Source organism: Caproicibacterium amylolyticum, assembly GCF_014467055.1.
GTDB classification, from domain to species: Bacteria; Bacillota; Clostridia; order Oscillospirales; family Acutalibacteraceae; genus Caproicibacterium; species Caproicibacterium amylolyticum.
Map to the genome: position 1 here is coordinate 1,060,808 of NZ_CP060696.1, position 20,166 is coordinate 1,080,973.

22 protein-coding genes and 4 tRNA genes are annotated in these 20,166 nt (G+C 44.6%); 24 read left to right on the top strand and 2 right to left on the bottom strand.

From position 1 onward, the window contains the following. Together H6X83_RS05040 and H6X83_RS05045 are read left to right on the top strand one after the other, a co-directional pair. Positions 1–882: a hypothetical protein gene (locus H6X83_RS05040; protein WP_212508060.1), complete on the top strand. Its 882-nt coding sequence runs from the start codon at positions 1–3 to the stop codon at positions 880–882. 357 nt (positions 883–1,239) lie between these two features. Beyond that, complete coding sequence (locus H6X83_RS05045) at positions 1,240–1,401, top strand: hypothetical protein (RefSeq protein ID WP_212508061.1); 162 nt, start codon at positions 1,240–1,242, stop codon at positions 1,399–1,401. A gap of 240 nt (positions 1,402–1,641) precedes the next feature. On the opposite strand, the gene H6X83_RS05050 is transcribed toward H6X83_RS05045, so the two are convergent. Beyond that, positions 1,642–1,851, bottom strand: a complete 210-nt coding sequence (locus H6X83_RS05050) for a hypothetical protein (protein ID WP_212508062.1) — start codon at positions 1,849–1,851, stop codon at positions 1,642–1,644. A 123-nt stretch (positions 1,852–1,974) separates the two neighbouring features. After that, entirely contained in the window at positions 1,975–2,190 is a 216-nt protein-coding gene (locus H6X83_RS05055) for a hypothetical protein (protein WP_212508063.1), read from the bottom strand. Between the two features lie 609 nt (positions 2,191–2,799). On the opposite strand from H6X83_RS05055, the gene H6X83_RS05060 reads away from it, so the two are divergent. The 22 genes from H6X83_RS05060 to H6X83_RS05160 all read left to right on the top strand — a co-directional run bounded on the left by H6X83_RS05060 (position 2,800) and on the right by H6X83_RS05160 (position 20,059). Further along, the gene (locus H6X83_RS05060; protein WP_212508064.1) at positions 2,800–3,054 is read left to right on the top strand and encodes a helix-turn-helix domain-containing protein; all 255 of its coding nucleotides are present in this window, start codon (positions 2,800–2,802) and stop codon (positions 3,052–3,054) included. Positions 3,055–3,095: 41 nt separating this feature from the next. Then, a complete protein-coding gene (locus H6X83_RS05065) occupies positions 3,096–3,344 on the top strand; it encodes a hypothetical protein (RefSeq protein WP_212508065.1) in 249 nt (82 codons plus the stop codon). A gap of 210 nt (positions 3,345–3,554) precedes the next feature. Beyond that, positions 3,555–4,769: a phage terminase large subunit gene (gene terL / locus H6X83_RS05070; protein ID WP_212508066.1), complete on the top strand. Its 1,215-nt coding sequence runs from the start codon at positions 3,555–3,557 to the stop codon at positions 4,767–4,769. Positions 4,770–4,891: 122 nt separating this feature from the next. Further along, positions 4,892–4,966: transfer RNA gene (locus H6X83_RS05075), tRNA-Val, on the top strand. 94 nt (positions 4,967–5,060) lie between these two features. Further along, positions 5,061–5,147: transfer RNA gene (locus H6X83_RS05080), tRNA-Tyr, on the top strand. A 112-nt stretch (positions 5,148–5,259) separates the two neighbouring features. Then, positions 5,260–5,347: transfer RNA gene (locus tag H6X83_RS05085), tRNA-Ser, on the top strand. Positions 5,348–6,056: 709 nt separating this feature from the next. Continuing rightward, positions 6,057–7,550: a phage portal protein gene (locus tag H6X83_RS05090; protein WP_281391068.1), complete on the top strand. Its 1,494-nt coding sequence runs from the start codon at positions 6,057–6,059 to the stop codon at positions 7,548–7,550. After that, positions 7,543–7,617 carry a hypothetical protein gene (locus H6X83_RS14770; protein WP_425489209.1) on the top strand — a complete coding sequence of 25 codons (75 nt, stop codon included), beginning with the start codon at positions 7,543–7,545 and terminating at the stop codon, positions 7,615–7,617. Before H6X83_RS05090 ends, H6X83_RS14770 begins: the two co-directional genes overlap by 8 nt. Positions 7,618–7,692: 75 nt before the next feature. Next, positions 7,693–7,917 (top strand): hypothetical protein, encoded by a 225-nt coding sequence (locus tag H6X83_RS05095; RefSeq protein WP_212508068.1) that lies wholly within the window; start codon positions 7,693–7,695, stop codon positions 7,915–7,917. Positions 7,918–8,201: 284 nt separating this feature from the next. Then, positions 8,202–8,275, top strand: a tRNA-Gly gene (locus tag H6X83_RS05100). A 25-nt stretch (positions 8,276–8,300) separates the two neighbouring features. Further along, positions 8,301–9,107: a hypothetical protein gene (locus tag H6X83_RS05105; RefSeq protein WP_212508069.1), complete on the top strand. Its 807-nt coding sequence runs from the start codon at positions 8,301–8,303 to the stop codon at positions 9,105–9,107. Positions 9,108–9,198: 91 nt separating this feature from the next. Beyond that, complete coding sequence (locus H6X83_RS05110) at positions 9,199–9,885, top strand: capsid assembly scaffolding protein Gp46 family protein (RefSeq protein WP_212508070.1); 687 nt, start codon at positions 9,199–9,201, stop codon at positions 9,883–9,885. Further along, positions 9,882–10,196 (top strand): hypothetical protein, encoded by a 315-nt coding sequence (locus H6X83_RS05115; RefSeq protein WP_212508071.1) that lies wholly within the window; start codon positions 9,882–9,884, stop codon positions 10,194–10,196. Before H6X83_RS05110 ends, H6X83_RS05115 begins: the two co-directional genes overlap by 4 nt. Before the next feature lie 87 nt (positions 10,197–10,283). After that, positions 10,284–11,291 (top strand): major capsid protein, encoded by a 1,008-nt coding sequence (locus tag H6X83_RS05120; RefSeq protein ID WP_246419607.1) that lies wholly within the window; start codon positions 10,284–10,286, stop codon positions 11,289–11,291. A gap of 5 nt (positions 11,292–11,296) precedes the next feature. Continuing rightward, positions 11,297–11,443, top strand: coding sequence for a hypothetical protein (locus H6X83_RS05125; protein WP_212508072.1), 147 nt, complete (start codon positions 11,297–11,299; stop codon positions 11,441–11,443). 80 nt (positions 11,444–11,523) lie between these two features. Next, on the top strand, positions 11,524–11,769 hold the full coding sequence (locus tag H6X83_RS05130; protein WP_343063145.1) for a phage head-tail connector protein: 246 nt from the start codon (positions 11,524–11,526) through the stop codon (positions 11,767–11,769). After that, positions 11,766–12,170, top strand: coding sequence for a hypothetical protein (locus H6X83_RS05135; RefSeq protein ID WP_212508074.1), 405 nt, complete (start codon positions 11,766–11,768; stop codon positions 12,168–12,170). The genes H6X83_RS05130 and H6X83_RS05135 overlap by 4 nt, the downstream gene beginning before the upstream one ends. A gap of 32 nt (positions 12,171–12,202) precedes the next feature. After that, a complete protein-coding gene (locus tag H6X83_RS05140; RefSeq protein WP_212508075.1) occupies positions 12,203–12,658 on the top strand; it encodes an HK97 gp10 family phage protein in 456 nt (151 codons plus the stop codon). Then, the gene (locus H6X83_RS05145) at positions 12,651–13,049 is read left to right on the top strand and encodes a hypothetical protein (protein WP_212508076.1); all 399 of its coding nucleotides are present in this window, start codon (positions 12,651–12,653) and stop codon (positions 13,047–13,049) included. The genes H6X83_RS05140 and H6X83_RS05145 overlap by 8 nt, the downstream gene beginning before the upstream one ends. A gap of 164 nt (positions 13,050–13,213) precedes the next feature. Beyond that, on the top strand, positions 13,214–13,507 hold the full coding sequence (locus H6X83_RS05150; protein WP_212508077.1) for a hypothetical protein: 294 nt from the start codon (positions 13,214–13,216) through the stop codon (positions 13,505–13,507). 437 nt (positions 13,508–13,944) lie between these two features. Beyond that, on the top strand, positions 13,945–14,307 hold the full coding sequence (locus H6X83_RS05155) for a hypothetical protein (RefSeq protein WP_212508078.1): 363 nt from the start codon (positions 13,945–13,947) through the stop codon (positions 14,305–14,307). Between the two features lie 964 nt (positions 14,308–15,271). Continuing rightward, positions 15,272–20,059 carry a CHAP domain-containing protein gene (locus tag H6X83_RS05160; RefSeq protein WP_212508079.1) on the top strand — a complete coding sequence of 1,596 codons (4,788 nt, stop codon included), beginning with the start codon at positions 15,272–15,274 and terminating at the stop codon, positions 20,057–20,059. The last annotated feature ends 107 nt before the right edge of the window (positions 20,060–20,166 follow it).

Sequence of the window (20,166 nt, forward strand, 5' to 3'; positions counted from 1 at the left end):
ATGGACATTGTCAGTACAAGACAGTTACCAAGTGAAAAGCCGGAAGATGATACAGACCGCTACATAGTAAGAAAAGGGCACGCAGATAACGAGTCAAAGGCTAATGCAGCTTGCATAGCGCAAAGAGGAGAAAACGCTCCACTCAATTTAGGAACTGACAAAATGATTATGAGTGTAGCCAGAGGAATGGGAAGAAAGACATTTGAGAACCCAGTACAGATGGCTGCATCTATACAGGGATTTGAACAATGGACGATTGAAAAGAACATTGTGCCGTCTTTCGTAAGCTTAGCACTCTATTTGAATATTTCAAAAAATGATTTATTGTCTTATGCAAGGAATACGGAAACATTTGAAGTAATCACTCTGACAGATGCAGAAACAGGGGAATATGTGTTTTCTTCTGTTAGTCAGGATAAAGTGGATAGGTTTGCAGAAACGCATTATATTGTTGATGATTTGCCAATAAGTAAGAAAGATATGCTAGAATCGTCTGTAAGCGAAGAAAAAAGTGGTAGCGGCAACTTAACCGGAAATGCAAAAAAACGTAGTACAGAGGAAAATGGAAAGCAAGAAAGCATAATCACTGGAAGTTCTATGAAAGTCTCGTTAGCTATAGATAAAGGTATTATAAAAGAAAGCTATAGTACGCTGACTTACCAAGATGTAATGGCACCAACTATGGGGTTGCTTGAGCAAGCGACTCTTTCAAAAGGTTACAACATGAGGAATCCAGCATTGCCTATTTTCATGCTGAAAAACAAGTGTGGAGCGACCATGCATTACACTGATAGGCAGGAAGTTGCGCTGGAAGCACCGCGAACTAACATGGATATGGACGATGGTGAGATATTAGCCGCTGCTGGTAACCTGCCGAAGTAATGCAAGAACTTGCACAATTACTGTATATATATTATATATAGTGATATTCGCGTGCGCACAACATTGTAAAGGGAAAGAGCATGAGGAGGGGAAAATGTATACTGCTGCATAGATTTTTTGGATGCAGTAAGTTGCTGAACCCCTTAACTTGCTAGGAAAAACTGCATAAATGAATAAAACCGCCTGTTTGGGCGGCTTTTTCTGTATATAATCTGCATATTGTCCAAAATGCTCATTTTGTATAATTAGAAAAGTCCAGTAAATAAGCCACTTTCAAGACTTTTCAGGCAGTAATCCGGTATGCATTGAGAAATAAGAGCGCTTTGCTGCACGAATGAATATGCAGGAAGAATAAGCATGCTTTTTACAGTAAGAGCAAATCGCAGTAAGAGAGTAGTTACAGAAGAAAAAATTCAGAAAAAAGTTTTTGAAAATTCGAGTTATAAGAGAAAGTTTGCAGCCAAAATGAAGCTGAATCAGGCTGAACGAGATGTAGGCAGCTCTATGTGGCACGAATAAAGCAGGCTTGTAAAGCCGCTGCGCAACGTTTTGACGCTCATAATTAACTTTACGCACTCAAATAAAAGCGGCTTAGAATCGATTGTAGAGCATTGTATCAAAGCATGCAAAACTGGTGTGGACGGGTAGGCAATAAAAAAGCAGCCTGTAGCGGCTGCTAAATGTATGACTGCGCAATTTTGCGCCGTCCTCATGCACCAACATTTGGGCATAAAAAAGCACCCACAGGGGGCGCTTATCCTACCTCCAACCAACAACCTTAGGACGGTATGGAGTATCATCTATTATTGAGTATCCGGCCTCGGCTAAGGCGTCAAGCTTTTTTGCGCCCCGCTTAGATACTCCTACCAAGATGTCCTCGCTCCAGATGTGTTGCTCATGGCAATCGGCCATGACCGAAAAATAGATTATGTCATTATCCTTGACCGCTGTTATGTTGTAACGCTCCATTTGTTTTTCCTCCTGTTTGTGCTTCACACGTTTATTTTTTTGTGTCGCTCCCTGTGCGGGAGCGTGAATTGAAATAGGGGCAATGGGAGCGGGCTACACTGGTAACCCGCTGGAACGTTGTGCTTATGCAATCTCCTGATATCCCCATACGTTACCGCCATCATATCCCCACATCATGCGTGCCGCGTCCTGTGCATCCTGCAAGCTCTGTGCTGTGTACTCGCACTCATCTACTGTGTTTCCGTCTGCTGTCTCCGCTGTGAGTGCCTCGCCCTTGCCGTTATAGTAGATAGTCATTGTGCCTGCGTCTGTGTCAATCGTTGCGATAGCTGTCCTCATTGTGTTACCTCCTGCCGACTTGCCCGGCTGTTGTTGTGACTGTATTAGTGCTCGCGTTGTGTCTACTGCATCGTTTGTAATATCACGGCACATTGTGCTGCACAGCCCTAATTGCTGCGTGCTTTTCTTCTTTTTCCCGTGCTTTTGCTTGTGCCGCCTGTGCTCCTTCTGGACGCTGTCAATCAGTCCCAACAGCATCCGTGCTATCAATAATAGCAATACGCCGCCCATTGCATCACTCCATTTCATAGTGGGGCGATTTTTTTATATCTGTATTGCCTTGCCTTGACTACTCCTACATTATAACTGTTAACCAATTAGTTGTCAATAGATTTTTGCATATTTTTTCAATTAATTTTTGCGTGGTAAAGAGCACACATACATGCACAGCTAATCGATAGATGCAGGGCGTGCCCCTATTTCAAGCCTATTCTTTCGGCGGGAGGACGTACCTCACCACCCTCAAAAAACAAACGCAAAATACAATTATTCATAAATTTATGCATTAATATTCATAAAACAGCTTGAAATTCATAAAATAAGCAACACTTATTAGTTGACAACTCCAAATTAACATGATATAATTCAAGAAGAAATGGAGTTGTAACTATGAAACAAGCAGGGAGCGAATTCTTGTCCAAAGCGATAGGAATTAAAGTAAAGCAGCTTAGAGAAAAGGCTGGAATGAGCGGCAGGGAAGCTGCTGACAAAATTGGAGTTACAAGACAATGGTTTGCAAAAATTGAGTGCGGCGTGTGTGAACCGTCAATATCATCCTTGCTGAAAGTGACAAAAGCGCTAGACTGCTCAATTTTCGATATACTAGATGAACCGCTTGGGAGAAAGAAAACAAACAATAAATAGAGTGCCTAGAGCGCCTACCGATATGGAGGCGTTCTTTTTTAATGGCAGTAGATTATGCAAGAGCAAAAAAGCAACTAATACACGACATCAAATATCATATGTACGATATGGATGCATCTGAATTGGCATTGAAGCGAGAAGCGTTGCGGTCAATTTATCACAAAGAAAACAATATGCCTGCGGCACTGTTGGAGAATGATGGATTGCGGAAAACACTGAACATCATTTTGAGCAATCCAAAGGGACTCAAGCCGGTGCAGATGCAGAACTACACAGATAAATACTGGTAGACGTTTCTTTTTGCGGCACCGTATGATTTCCACTCCTACTTGATTTACATGGAGAGGAACAGAGAGCCTGATAAGAAGTTCTACCCGCCGCGTGAGCGTGTGCTGCGGCCAATCGTGCAAGACCTGCAAGACTTGGAAGATGGAAAGTTAAAGCGGTTTGGACTGTCTCTGCCCCCGGGCAGTGGATAGTCCACACTAGGAATATTTTATATGGCGTGGGTGATTGGAAAACACCCTGATATGCCTTGTTTGGCATCCGCTTATGCTGACAAGCTGACAAATTCTTTCTACACTGGCGTGCTGCAGCTTATCAAGGATGATGAATACACCTACAAAGACATCTTTCCGGGTTCAAAGCTGGTAAACACAAACTCAAAAGAGGAAACGCTCGACTTACGGAATCAGCACCGGTTTAAAACGTTGACCTGCCGTTCCATTGATGGCGGTTTGACCGGCGCCACACGTTGTGAAAGCCTGCTGTATGCGGATGATATGGTTTCCGGTATTGAGGAAGCAATGAATCGAGACCGCATGGACACGCTATGGTATAAGTTCACAAATGACCTTATGAGCCGTATGAAAATGGGCTGTAAGATGCTGATTATCGGTACTCGCTGGTCTGTGTATGACCCATTAGGGCGGCTTGAAGCAAGGTATGAGGGTGACGGATACAGCAAGTTTGTGCGCATTCCTGCACTGAACGAGGATGGAAGTTCAAATTTTGACTATGATTATGATGTTGGATTCTCACGGGAATATTTTGAAGATATTCGCGACAACATGGACGATATTTCATGGGGTGCAATCTATCAGCAAAGGCCAATAGAGCGCGAGGGTGTGCTTTACCATGAGGACGATTTCCACTATTTTGATGGCAAGTTGCCGCCGGATGCAAAACCTGATTCCATTGTAGCGGTCTGCGACTCTAAAAATCAGGGTAAAGACTATGTGGCAGCAATTTGTGGCTATGTTTATGGCGATACGGTGTACATACGCGATTTGGTATTCAATAATGGTTTGCCAGATGTCACAAAGCCTATGGTTGCAAAACTATGCGTCAGGAATAAAGTATCACAGCTTGATGTTGAGGTGAACAACGGCGGCGGATACTATGCCGAAAGCGTTAGTGACATGATTTCACAAGGCAACGGCAATACATCCGTCAGGACGTTCTTTTCATCTACCAATAAAATCACACGTATTGTTACAGAGTCGGACTACATCATAAAGCACTTCGTTTTCCTTCAACCGTCAAAGCAGAGCAGAGAATATAAGGCCTTCATGCGCAACGTGTGCAGTTTTACAACGAACGGGAAAGCGAAGCACGATGATGCGCCGGACGCACTGTCTATGCTGAGTAACCTTGTAAAGAACTTGACTGCCTACAGCATACGGATGATAGACAGAAGTCAGATTCCTTTGTGAGTTCATAATTCTGTAACAGGTTTTCAGTAGCGAAATTTATTCCTGTACGTTAAAATGTAAGTAGAGTAAGAAATTTCTTACAGGGCGGCGCTCTTTACACTCCTTTCTGCGCCGCTTAACATGCCTAAATAGCATTAACCGGACAAAGCGCCGCACACAATGATGTGCACACGCGGGTTCGACTCCCGCTTTAGGCAACTATACAACCTGTGCAGCTGCATGAAGCACAGCTACCGGATGCAGCCGGTAAAGAAAAGCGGTACTGTATTTTGCAACAGTTCCGCTAAATATGGCACTCGACAAATAGCTGGGAAAGTCGGCTGACCGTAAATCAGTTTCCGTAAGGATTGCAAGGTTCGATTCCTTGGGGTGCCACCAGAATAGCGGTATATCTTTGCGAAGATATAAGCGGATGAAAGCCCCGCTGCGCATTTTGCATATATGCGTTCAGGATTATGCGATGAGTCGCCTCTACCAATATGCTTAATATGGAAGATTGTCTGAGTGGCTTAAAGAGCCTGCTTTGAAAGCAGGTAAGCAGAAATGCAGCAGGGGTTCGAATCCTCTATCTTCCACCAATTCCTAAAGCCAACAGCGTACAGGGATTCAGATAACAGGATTGAAGCAATGCAAGCTTTTAAAAGGAATCCATCCTCCTCTATGGAGGAAGAATCCCAGTCGGCAAGGCGCTAGTCCATGCGAACTGGGCGGTTTAGCAAACTTTTCCGTATTAAGTTTGACTATGTGGGTAATACGCCCTCCGTGAAAGTCGGACGTAAGGCAGAACCGAAAAGCTGCCAGCGCTTATCCGGCGCTATACAAGAGGGTATATGCACCGATGGGCTGCAATGAAAAATGCCCATCAAAATGGGGAATTAACTTAGTTGGAAGAGCACCGGACTCTAAATCCGGGCGACCTCGGTTCGAGTCCGAGATTCCCCACCACATTGAAAACAAGGTGACTGTTTGAAAGCGTATAAAATCGGAGATAGACCAGTTCCAGATTGGGTAAAATCTCTTGTTGACGCAGGAAACGTTATCTTCAAGACAGACGGATGGTGTGAAGCTGGCGACAAATTCACCAGATACAGCGCTCCAGCCGGATTTTACATAGTCCTTGATGATGATGGGAAATGTAAGACTTGCCCACCAGATAGACTTAAAGGAAGTGAATAATAAATGATTGAAGATATTTTATCAACTGCGTGGCTCGGAGAAGGTCACACATTTTTAGGAAGATAGGAAATCTGCACTTCAAGAGAAGTCAGCGAAGAAACTATACCCGAAATTGTCAGCGGCGCTATGATACAGTTTGCAAATAATCAGCAGGAAATCGAATACCTGTATAATTACTACAAAGGCAGTCAGCCAATCGTTTACCGTGAAAAAAAGGTTAGACCGGAAATCAATAACCGCATTGTAATTAACAACGCTCTGGCTATTGTGCGTAACGCAAACGGCTATTTCCTCGGCGAGCCAATCAAGTACACTTCAAAAGGCGGTAGCGATAAAGAGCGCAGCGATATTGACTCTCTAAATGAGTATATGGACAGCGAAGATAAAGCCGCAAACGACATGGATGTTGGCGAAAGTGCTTCCGTTTGTGGCGTTGGATATCGTCTTGTTGCGGTGGATGAAAAATGCGATGAGGATGAAGCACCATTTGAGATTCCGACACTTGATGCACGTTCAACATTCGTCATTTATTCCACTGACTCTGTGAAAAAGCCTGTGCTAGGTGTTACATTCTCTGACATTCTGGATGATTACGGCAACGCAACCGGCAGAGTGTACACGGTGTATGACAACACATACCAATATCAGTATGAAGTCGCTGGAGTACAGACAACTATTACTGCAAAGGACCTTGTAAACGGATATCCAAAAGCACATTTGCTTGGTGCTGTTCCGATTGTGGAGTACAAAAACAATCAGTGCCGTATGGGCGACTTTGAATCCGTGCTGACAATTCTTGACGCGTTGAACAAGCTGCACAGTGACCGTGTAAACAGTGTTGAACAGCTTGTAAACAGCCTGCTTGTGTTTGTGAACTGCCACTTGAAAACGGCAAAAGAGAATGGTGGGACTTCTGATTTTGAAAAGATGAAGCAAGGCATGGCTCTTGAAATGACTTCCGACCAGCAGAATCCAGCAGACGTGAAGTATGTAAATTCCGGTGTCAATCAGAACGAAGCTGAAACGCTTGCACAGACTTTGATTGACTATGTGTACGCCATTACCGGAATTCCTGACCGTAAGGCAAAGGGCGGCGGCACTGGCGACACAGGGGATGCAGTTTATCTGCGTGACGGATACCAGAGCCTTGAAGTTGTAGCACGGTGTAAACAGAGAAATTTCAAGAAGTCAGAAAAGCAAATGCTCCGTATGGTTTGCAAGATTTTAAAGCGATTCAGCAACATTGACATCAAGCCGATGGATGTTGAGGTAAACTTTGTCCGTAACCGCACAAACAATATGCTTAACAAGTCGCAGACACTTTCAACTTTGATGGCGACCAAAGTTCTCACTCCTACAGATGCGATTGAGCTTTCCAACTTTACAGAAATGCCTAACGAAATGGCAAAGCGTGGAGAAGAATATTGGAAACAGAAAGCAGATGAAGCGGCAGCTATGCTTGCGCCTACTGACAACACAGTTCCTACAGGAAATGAGGAATCTAATGCTAAGGGAAGTCAAGATGGAAAGCAATCTGCGAATCCCGCAGACGGCACCGGTTCTAAAGGAAGTACGGTGCAGAAAGTGCAACAAAAAGCTGGGTGAATTCAACGGATACTATGAAATCAAATGCCCACGTTGTGGAAATATGCAGAGTGGGTACATAAAATAAGAGTTCCTAAGAGAACCGAAACTTTCAGCCAATAGGCTGTCTGCTTCGGTTCTTTTTTATCAATGGAGGTAAACAATGAAAGAAATTTATATTCCGACTTCGGTTCTTACGGTGCTGCTTCTAATTCTGAAGATGCTTGCGGTACCGGCTATTCCGTGGGTGGTAGTATTCTTGCCCCTGATTGTTGTAACTGCATTCTTTGCCGTGGCATCTGTGGCAATGACAATTATAATTGCTCGTTATCGTGACAGATTTGAAAAGTTTTTAAAAGACATCGGCCTTACAAAAGCAGATGAATGACAGCGTGAAACAGTGGCGTGATGTAAATAAGCAGATTGATAATATCCGCTTTTTACCGCGTCCAAGCAAAGAGCAGCTTGCGGAACTTGAACATCTAAAAGAAGTCAAAAAGCAAATGCTTCTGCAAATTGGAAGAAATCATTGCGGCTGAAATGCCGCTTTTATGGAAGAACAGGTGTGCACATGAAGTGAGGTTCGATTCCTCAATCTTCCACCACGGCAAGTCTAATAGCCTACTGCCTGCAAAACGACCGCCACAGCGTGCGGTAAAGCTATTCACTTATGCGGATATAGTTCAACGGTAGAACTTCTGACTTCCAATCAGACGGTGCCAGTTCGATTCTGGTTATTCGCTCCATGTTATAGAACCATAAGCAAAGGAAGTGATTAGAATTCACATTGTTAAAGCAGACCTTCCAAGAAGCCTAAGTTCGGTTGAACTGAATGTAATAGGTGACCTACATATTGGTGATAAAGCCTGTGACAGGAAGCTGATTCAGCAACGCATAGACCATATTCATGACGCCGAAAATGCATATTGCATTCTTAATGGCGACCTAATGAACACGGCAACTAAAACAAGCGTATCAGATTGCTATGCTGAAAGGCTCTCCCCAATGCAAGAGATTGAAGAATGCTGCAACTTGCTTTTTCCGATAAAAGACAAGATTGTTTCTATGCAGGACGGCAATCACGAACGGAGAGTTTACCGGCAGGACGGAGTTGACATATCAAGACTGATTGCAAGAGAACTCGGCATAGAAGATAGGTATTGTGCAGAGGGAAACTTCATATTCCTTAGATTTGGAAGCACGTCTGACGGCCACAAGGAAACCAATGGAAGCGGCAAAAGCAGAATGGTATGCTACACCATTTATGCAACGCACGGAAGCGGCGGTGGCCGCAAAGAGGGTTCAAAGATAAATCGCCTTGCTGATATGGAAAGCATTGTGGACGCAGACGTTTACATTCATAGCCATACGCACTTGCCTATGGTGTTAAAAGAATCTTTCTTTAGGGCAGACATTCGCAATAGCACCGTGTCATCGGTAGACAAGCTATTTGTAAACACGTCTGCTTGCCTTGATTATGGCGGATATGGGCAGACGGGTGAATTTAAACCATCTTCAAAAGATACACCGATAATTTACCTAGACGGCACACGGAAGAAATTTTCCGCTTGCTTATAAATCAAAAAAAACAATTAGACGCAACGGCACAGATTGAACACTTACGAGGGCTATATATCTGTTACGGTGCGGCACAACGGAGGAAAGAAAAATGGCAGAAGAAGCTAATACAGCAGTCGGAACCGCTGTTCAGTCCAGCGCTGACGCAAATGTAAGCGCCGTTGCTAATGCATCAACAGGCGATTCAACGGTTGTAACGCAAAAAGCGGACGGAATTACAGTAAAGTCAGAGCCTTTTAAGACTTTTGAATCACAGGGAGATTATGACCGCGCGATTCAGCAGGCATTGAAAACCCGCGAAACCAATCTGCGCGAAGAAATCAAGAGTCAAATGGAAGTAGAGTCCAAAATGACCGCAGACCAGTTGGCTAAAAAGCAGATTGATGATGCAAAAGCGGAAATTGAAGCCGCAAAGAATGACCTTGCGAAAGACCGCAACAGGCTTTCAGCAGAACGCCAGTTCGTACTTGCAGGCGTTGATGAAAAGGCATACTCAAAGATTCTTGACACGGTTGTAACAGCCGACAAGGATACCACTGACGCGGCTGTGAAGTCCGTGATTGACGTTATCAAGGTACAGTCGGAAAAGATTGCCAATGATAAAATCAAGGCTGAAATGGCGAGCGCAAAGCCGCCAAAAGCAGGGAATGCGGACAGTAAGCCTGCAGGTGATTCTTCTACTAACATTCTCAAAGCGCTTGGTAGGGACACTACTGAACACGCAAAAGCGGCAAAGTCCGCAATCGACCACTACAGATTGGGAGGTACAAATAAATGAATGTAAAAACTGAAACGGTTACTGCAACAAAAGAAATTTTGTACAACGACCATTATGTTGGTAAGCCGTACACCGTTAGTGCTACTGGCGTAACCGCGAATTCAGAGGGAAAAAAGATTGTACCGGCTGGCACAATTCTCCCCGCAAACGATGCAACAGCAGAGGGTGTGTTGCTGTTTGACACAAATGTTACAGATGGTGACCGCACCGCAACTATTGTTATCCACGGATTTATCAAAAGCGCGGCGCTTCCGGCAGCACCGGCAGCAGAAGCAAAAACCGCACTGAAAGATATTCAGTTTATCGGCTAATAGGAGGAATAAAATATGGCTGAACTTTAGGACATTTTTACGGCAAATGCAGTTGCAAACGATTGGGCAACTGCGTATTCCAATGAAATCCCGTATCTTGGCAGTGCTTTCTTCGCACCGCGAAAGAAAACCGGGTTAACTGTGTCTTGGCTGAAAGGCACAAAGGGACTTCCGGTTGCAATCAATCTGTCTAGCTTTGATGCAAAGCCGACATTCCGCGACCGTGCAGGTGTGAGCCGTTCTGAAACGGAACTGGCATTCTTCCGTGAGTCTATGATTGTCAAAGAAAAGGACATTCAGGATTTGATGGAAGTGCAGAATCGTGACGCAAATGACCCATTTGTGCAGGACGTTTTGAACCGCATCTTTGATGATGCTGGTACTTTGCGTGATGGCGCTATGGTAGTGCCTGAAATTATGGCATTCAGCCTGCTTGCGCCAGTTGACGGAAGTCCTATCATCAATTTGACCGGAAAAGATGGTGCAAGTTACACCATGAACTATGATGCTAACGGCACATGGAAAGCTAAGCACTACACTGCTCTAACCGGAACAAACTTGTGGAGCGATACGGCTAATTCTAAGCCGCTGTCTGACATTCGTACCATCAAGCGCAACGCTCTGAAAGAGAATGGGACAGTGCTGTCCACTGCCATTATGTCACAGGCAACGTTTGATAATCTGCTAGAGAATGCACAGATTAAGTCCGCAATTCTGGCACAGAACGCTACTGCAAACATCTTCATGGATGATAATCTGCTTGCACAGTTCTTACGCATCAAGTGTGGCATTGATATTATTGTCTACGATAAGATGTACAAGGGCATTGATGGCACTGCACATCCGTTTATGCCGGATGGCTATGTTACATTCCTGCCCGCTGGCGGCTCCGTTGGCACTATGTGGTATGGCATGACACCGGAGGAACGCTCTGCACGTCAGGCTGGCAACCAGCTTGCTATCTTCAACACAGGTATCACCATCACCGTAAGTACCACAAAAGAAGCGCCGTACCAGACCATTACCACCGCTTCCGAAATCCTTGCGCCGTCTTATGAGCGTATGGACGAAGTCTATGTTGCAAAGGTGGCTTGATTGCTGTGAAATTCGACCACATTGTAAAACATGGTGACAAGTTTTATATGGCGGGTGAAGATGTGCCGGTAAAACAGCCGGTGCATACAGATTCTAAGCCTGCTGTAGCAGAATCCGTCACAGAGAAGAAACGAGTAACACGGAAAGGATAATATCAATGGCTACTACACAGCTTGATTAGCTGAAAGTATGGCTTGATATTCCAGTAATCGACACTTCTTAGGATGAAAAGCTGAACCTTATGCTTGACCGGGCAGAGTCGAAAATTAAAGAGCGCAGACGGTCACCGCCTGATGCTCCACTGGAAAGCCAATATAACGAACTGCAAATTCAGATTGCAATTTTTCTTTATAACAAGCAAGGAGCAGAGGGGGAAACGGCTCACAATGAGAACGGAGTCAACCGCTCTTATGAAAATGCTGATATTCCTGATTCCCTGCTGAAAGAAATCATTCCTATGGCGGTGATGGTTTCATGAGAAGCCTGAACAAAGATAAAAAGTCAATCTGGTTTGCAAAGAAATTGCCACCTGTTCCCGAAAAAGACGAAAATGGGCTCGAAACAGGGAACATGATTTCCTGCTATGACGAACCTGCCGAATTCCATGTGAACGTGCAGCCAATAACCGATACGGCAGACATTCAAGAGTACGGTGCTGACGTTTCCAAAATGCAGAAATGTGTGTTCACGCCGTTTGATGTTGAAGGATATTCTCCAGAGGAATTTGAAGCGGCATGGTATGGAGTCACGCCAAACGGAAACTTGCGGGACGATGATGCAGAGCACCAGATGAACAACAACTATACAGTCAAACAGGTAATTTTCACTGGTTGGCAGTATGCTGTGTACATTAAAAAGGTCGCAGGCACAGAAACATGAAAATCTCTTTTGATGCACTTTCTCCATAGTCTGTGGAAGAAGCAAAAAAGCAACTGGAAAGTCTGAATTCCAAGGTTGATTCTACCCTTGCAAGCGTGATTTCGCAGCTTACGCAAGAGGGGTGCGATTACATGAAATCAGTCGTCAAACGCTCTACGGGGGAACTGTCAGACAGCATTTCCAGCACGTTTGATGAATCAACCTGTACTGGAAGAATTTCGGTTGGTTCAGACTACGCTATCTTTGTTGAGTATGGAACCGGGATTAAAGGCGCAACCAGTCCACATCCTAATCCTGCTCCCGGATGGGTGTATGATTCAAACAGTCATGGCACTGCCGGATGGTGGTACTTTGATGAAAAGGCGCAGAAACTACGTTGGACGCAAGGACAACCTGCTAACGCTTTTGTTTACAAGACGGCACAGTATTTGAAACAACGTGCAAAAGAACTAACCGAAAAGGAATTGAGAGTGATTGTGAATGGTTGACCTTACAAATGCAGTTTATACATATGTCAAGAAAGCGGTACTTTCTGTATGTCCTGCTGCACTGGTTGTAAAGCCTTTTCAGAATCAGTCCACACAATTCCCGTATGTCACAGTACAAAATGTTGACTTCCCCGAAATTGAGCACACGCTTGATTATGGAGAACGCAAGTATTCATTTACCTGCCAAATTGAGATTTACACTAAAGGCGGCACTGCTGAAACCACAGCTATGAAAATCCGTTCTGCTATTGCTGATTCTCTGGAAAATGATTTGCACATGAAGTGTGAGTTTTCCGGCACAATGCAGAACGTTTCAGACACGACAATTTATAGGTACGTTATGCGGTATTCATGCCGGTATGACGCTTACCGAAACAAAATCTATTCGTAAAAAATACGGAGGTATAAAATATGGCTGATGCAAATGTTATTGCACTTACTGATATTGGCATTAAACTGATGAAGAAAAATGATGCTGGCTAGTATGAAAAGCTGGTATCCGTTGTTAAGACTCCTGACACCGGTGGCACTCCTAACAAGCTGGAAGTTACCACATTGGACAGTGAATACAAGCAGTACGTTTCCGACCGTCCAGACACGCCTACATACGATTTCGAGTACAACCACACCGAAGCAAACTATACGGCTGTAAGCGGATATGTAAGTTTGAAAACTCCAAAGGATTTTCTCATTGTCTATCAGGATGGCAGTGGCGAACACTTTGTCGGAACCGGTGCAACATGGATTAGCGGTTATTCTGCTGGGCAGGCAGGCAAGTGCTCTCTGGCAGTCAACGTTTCCAGTCACGACCATGTAGCAGACACAAGCACAATGATTGCTACTGTTTAACAGAAACTAAAATTTTAAGGAATGTAACGGAGGTATAACAATATGAATTCTTTTGATGTAAATGTGGGTGAAAAGACCTACAAACTATTCTATGACCGCGCTTCTGTTCGTAAGTTTGAGAGCATCGGCGGCAATGTTTCCGACCTGTAGGACAAAATCTACACTTCTGCCGACAAACTGTTTTACTGCGGGCTTGGTAAGTTCCACCCAAATATCAGCTATTCCGAAGCTGCTGAAATTTCCGATAAGGCAATCGAAGAATTCGGAGTGGATGAAATTTACAGTGCTCTGGTAGAGCCTTTCATGGAGGTTTTTACCGAGGGCGGGAAGTCTGCAAAGAGCAAGACATTTCTCGTGGCTCCGAAGAAAACAGCGTAACAGAACCGCAAAAGCAGTACAAAACTGCAACTGAACAATTTGAATGTGAATTGTTCCCATTGGCCGTAATAGCAGGGTGTAGCTATGACGAGTTTTGGAACGCTGAACCAGAATTGTTTTGGCTTTATGTGAATGCCTACAACATAAAGCATGAAGCTGAAATTGAGTTATGGCAGCAGCGGGCTGATACGGCTGCATGGTTGCAAGGCTACTATGTAATGCAGGCTGTTGGCGCTTGTTTAACTGACAGCGTACAGTATCCGACAAAGCCAGAATCAATGCTTGCTCCCAAGAGCAAGCAAGAGTCTGTAAAAGAGCAGCAACAGTCAATGGAAACATACTTCCGTAAGCGGTCAGAGGAGATTGATAAAATGCTTAACGGCACTGCTCCCAAAGTCATTACGGGAGAACGAAGATGTTAACGAAAACAGGGGTATGGCAGACGTGCTGTATCCCTATTTTTATATAGATGGAGTGTGATTATTTATGGGAGAAGATAACAGCCTTGACATTGAAATATAGGCTTCTGCCACAAAAGCAAATAGCGCATTAGACAAACTGATTGCTAAGATTGAGTCTTTCCAATCATCATTAACTAAATCAATTCCTACGCTGAAATCTTTTACGGCAGAAATGGACAAAATTGCATCATCTTCAAAAGCATTTGCTTCTCTTAAAAAGTTCTATGATACAGAAAAAGAGGGGGCAGAAGTTACAAACAAAAATGTGCAGGCCACCAAAAAAGCAGAATCAAACATGGCTATGTATCAGGCGCGCCTTGACCGTGCCAACGTGTCTATGCAGCGTTCACAGATTCAGGCTGAAAAGTTGTCTGCTGCTCTTGAAAAGACGGCGCAGGCTAAAAAATTTATGGCGGATTCTGACAATTCCATTACTGATTTAGTGGCAAAAGCCGCAGACAGATATGTCAATGGTGGCACTGATAAAATGTCAACCGAAGCTGCACAGTCTGCGTTGCAGCGTCAAGCAAGTGAATCTGTGAGTGCAAACCATTCTATGCAACCGAACGTTTCTGATTTGAGAAAGGCTATGAGCCAGCCTACGCAAGCGCAAGTCAACACGAGCCATTCTACAAAAGCCATTGAGGAAGTGACGCAGTATATTGAACGTCTGAAATCCTCCATGAATGGCATTTCTGGTGATTCTGCTGCACAATTTGCAAATCTTGAAGCACAGTTGCGGTCACTTGCCGCACAGATTGACAATGCCGCCACTGCGTACCAAAATCTGAAAGTAAAGGCACAAGAAGCAGTCGCTTCAAAGGGCGTTGGCAGTGAAGAATATTTAAAACTGGAAAGCAGAGTATTGAAAGCCAGTAATTCCATGAGCAGCCTAACCGCAAAGCAGCAGAAAGTTGTGGAGAAGATGGAGCAGATTGCTTCCGCTACAAATGAAGCTGGCTCTGCTATGGATAAGTTTGGTAATAAATCAGAAAGAGCGGGGAACAAAGCAAGCAGGGGAAGTAACAGCACGCTAACTGTTGCAAAGCACATGATGACTGGAATGGTTTTCTTTCAGGCGTTTACTCTTTTAACAGAGGGAGTAACTACTGGCTTGCAGCACATGGCACTTGCAAATAGCCAAGCAAATGCTACAATGTCAGCGCTTGCTACAAACAGCTTGTACTTAAAAGATAGCATAGCGGCGGCACTTATGCCCGCAATTCAAGCTTCAATTCCGTTAATAAACCTTTTGTCTGAATGCCTTGCAAATGTTTTCAATACGATTGGAATGCTTACTGCACGAATTTTCGGCCATGCTAAAACGGTTACTATTGCTAAAAAGTCTTATGTCGATTATGCTAAAACTATTAGTGAGTCTGGAAATAATGCAGCAGAAGTCGCTGCAAAAGAAGCAGATAAGGCGGCAAAGGTTGCAGCACAGAACGACAAATCAGCTGCGGCGGCAGACAAGCACAACAAAAAGTTGAAAGAACTCAAACGTACTATCATGGGGTTTGATGAAATAAATGCTTTGCAGGACAAAAACAAAGGCGAAGTGCAGACCCCTACCATTAAAACTCCTGACTATAGCAGCATTAAAGACAACGGTATGCCAGATCCATCAACTGAATTTGAAACAGTGAAAATTCCCGGTTGGATTGACAAAATTGGTGGAATGACAGACCAAGTTGAAAAATTCATCAAAGGCTGGTGGGATGGACTCACTGACAAGCAGAAGTGGGCTGCAAAAAAAGGTGCTACTGCCGGATTTGTAATAGGCGGCATCATTGGCGGCTTGCTGTTTGGGAAAAAAGGAATTTTGCTTGGTGCTGGTATTGGTGCCGGAGCTGGAGCATTCATTGGAGCATGGTGGGAAAAACTTACCACTCCTGAGAAATGGAGAGTTGGAATTGGCGCTAGCGTTGGTGGCATCATTGGTGGAATCATTGGCGCTATAATTTTCAAGAACCCAAAGGCATTTTTGGCTGGAGCGTTGATTGGAAGTGGAGTAGGCGCATTAATTGCTGACTGGTGGGGAAAACTCACAGACTCTCAAAAGTGGAGTACAGGCATTGGAGCCGGTGCTGGCTCAATAATTGGGGGAATAGTTGGTGGCATCTTGACTGACGGGAATCCAATAGGAATAGCTGTTGGTGCTTTGCTTTTAGGCACAATTGGAGGAATTATTGGTGATTGGTGGAGCGGACTAACTGACTCTCAAAAATGGCAGTATGGCATTGGTGCAGGTGCAGGTGCTACAGTTGGAGGAATCATTGGAGGAATACTCACAGGTGGAAACCCAATTGGAATTGCAGTGGGGGCTTTACTCGGCGGGACCGCTGGAGCAATTATAAGTGATTTGTGGGGAAAACTTACCGATTCTCAAAGATGGGGAGTTGGAATTGGCGCGACCGCTGGAACCGTAATAGGTGGTATCATTGGCACAATTATTTGTCCCGGAATTGGAACTGCGCTAGGAGCACTGCTTGGTGGCGCTGGTGGAATTGCCGCTGGAAAGTTTTGGACAGATATGACGCAAAAAGAAAAATGGTCTGCCGGAATTGGCGCTGGTGCTGGCGCAATTATAGGTGGAATCATCGGAACGCTTATCTGCCCCGGAATTGGAACAGTGCTTGGCGGACTTTTAGGAAGCGCCGGTGGAACAGTAATCGGAAAGTTTTGGGCAAACATGACAACAAACCAGAAGTGGAAAGTTGGGGCTGGTGCAACTGCCGGTACTGTTATAGGAACAATTATAGGCACACTCATATGCCCCGGAATCGGGACTAAACTTGGCGCACTCCTTGGCGGTGCCGGAGGAACCGCTATAGCAACGTTCTGGTCTACTATGACAAAGAAGCAGCAGTGGAACGCTGGAATAGGTGCAACGGCTGGCACTGTTATTGGTGGAATCATTGGAACAATCATATGCCCCGGAATTGGGACTGTATTGGGCGCGATGTTGGGCAATACAGCCGGTTCGATTGTCGGAAAATTTTGGGATGACTTAATCAATAATTTTAAAAACTATGGTGCGCAGTGGAAAGCGGCACTTTCTGGAGATTGGAAAAAGCTAAATTGGTTACAAAAGCATGATACTACAGACCCAGATAAGTACAATGCTAGAGAAGAAAATGGGTTTAGTTCCATATTCAACAAAAGCGGTACAAGTAGCCATCCGGGAGGCCCCGCTATCGTCAACGACGCACCGGGTTCCACATATCGTGAATTGATTCAGTATCCAAATGGAAAGAAGTTTATTCCGGATGGAAGAAATGTACTAATTCCCGACCTGCCCGTTGGAACTAAAATCTTTCCTGCCGATGTCACTCAAAGAATGATTCCACATTATGCAAAGGGAACGGTTGATGGAAATAGTGCATTGCAGGCTACACAACAATCTATTACCATAGCAAATGTATTCAATGTTGATGGTAAGACAGATTCCAGCATTTTGGGAGAATCCGGTGCAAAGGTTAAGCAGATTACAGACAATCTTCGTACTTCTGCCGACACCCGCAAGAAAATTGTTTCAGACGAAACAGACTATACCGCAAAAAAGTATCAGGAAATCTCTGCAAGCCTGAACAATTCTGTGCCTACGCTTCTGAAAGGAATCAGCGCAAATGTTTCTGATACATCTTCCGCTATCCAGACAGACACAAACACAAAGTGGAATGGGATTAGCACATTCCTTGATGGAAAGTTCAGTGGGATTTCCAAGAGTGCAAACACAAATTTCTCTGCTGCAAAGTCTTTTGAACAGAGCAACTTTGCGTCTGCTGAACGTGATGTGAGTTCCAAAACTTCCAGAATGTACAGCAATGCTTCCGGTAAATTCAAAGCAATTTCATCTGATGCAAGTACTTATTTCAGTAAAGTGAAACAGTCGGCACAGATTTACATGAGCGATTCTGACAACATTGTGAATCAGCATTCCAAAGCCATCAACAACAATGTTGCTGATAAAATTGGCGGCGCAATTAACGGTGTAGTGGCAGGTATCAACTCTGTGCTGTCTGCGGTTGGTTCTAAGGCAACTGTAAAGCCAATCAGCATCAAGCGCTATGCCTATGGTTCAGGGCATCATCCCGGCGGTGCGGCACTTGTTAACGACCAGTCAGGCTCTACTTATCGTGAATTGGTTCAACTTCCAAGCGGCCATGCTTTCATTCCGCAGGGACGCAATGTGCTGATTCCTGATTTGCCTGCCGGTTCGTCTGTACTGCCTGCAAAACAGACAAAGCAGATGTTCCCACACTATGCGAATGGTGTAGGCGACTTCTTTGGCACTTCTAAGGCTGTTCTAGACACTTTTTCTACAAACATGTGGAATTACCTAGACAAACCTGAAATGCTCTTACACGCCGCTGTAGACAAAAGCACAGCCATGCAATCAATTAACTTCCCATGGAATGAGATGGAAAGGAGCACAGTACAGTTCTTGACAAGTCATTCTGTTGACTTCATCAAAAAGCAACTTGCAGAGTTTACGGCACCTGGGAATGGCACTGTAGAAGCATTTTTGAAGATTGCGGAAGCAGAACTGGGCTATCTGGAAAAGGGTTCAAACAGCAGTCTGGACGATAAAGCAGCCAATGCCGGTCATGCAGATTTTACAAAGTTTGGGCGTGACTTCGGAATGAACGGTGCCGCTTGGTGCGATATGTTCGTGTCTTGGTGTTTGAAACGTGCGGGAGTGGATGAATATCTATCTGCTTCCTGCGAGGATTCCATGAGCCATTTCAAGTCAGCTAACCGCTGGACTAACAATCCTGCACGTGGCGATTTGATTTTCTATGATTGGGACAAGAACGGTACTGCCGACCATATCGGCATCGTTGAGAGCATTGCAAGTGGCCTTGTAAATACGATTGAGGGAAACACAAGCGGAAGCAATGGTGCAGAGGGTGTATTCAGGAAGCGCCGCAATGCAAATTCTGGAAACATCCTCGGCTATGGCATTCCACATTTCAAGAGCGCAATGGAAGCTGCAATAAGTGCAGTCGCAAATGTAGGCTCTGGAGTTGAGCAGTGGAGAAGCCTTGCATCTAAGGCGCTTATGATGACCGGCCATTACTCTACGCACAATGTTGATTTACTACTTTCGCAGATGCGCACAGAGTCAGACGGGCAGGTCGACCCGCCAGACCTGCATGACGTAAATTATTACGCCGGGCATCCGTCTAAAGGCTTGATGCAATTAATCCCTGAAACATTTTCGACTTACGCTTTGCCCGGATACAACACGAACATTCTTGACCCGTTATCAAACATCATCGCGTCCATCCGTTACACATGGGCGCGTTATGGTTCTCCTGACGGCGTATGGGGGCAAGGACACGGATACGCAAAAGGTATCGGAAACATCGATTGGGGCGGTTGGAACGCAAATGGAGGCATCTATGACGCACCTACGCTGATAGGCATAGGCGAAAAAGGAAAAGAAGCCGCTTTACCAATGCGTAAAGAGTCCTATGCAGAGATTGCACAGGGCATTGCTGAACAGCAGACAAATGGCAATTCAGCAAATTCATCCAATCAGAATGAACTTGTAAATCAGGTTGGCGCAATCCTTGCAATTTTGCAAAGTAACAGCGGAAAACCAATTCAACTTCATGTTACAGCAGACCTTGACGGCAAGAGCATTTACGATTCAACTCAAAATTACAAAGCAATCGATAGTAGACGTTACGTTCCAACTCATTAACGATTAGGCTCACTTGATTTTTCAAGTGGGTCTTTTCTTTTGCCCTTTTTCCCTTGACCGGAAATATTTTTTTCGCAAAGCGTTTTTACTTTCTGCGTGGAGATTTT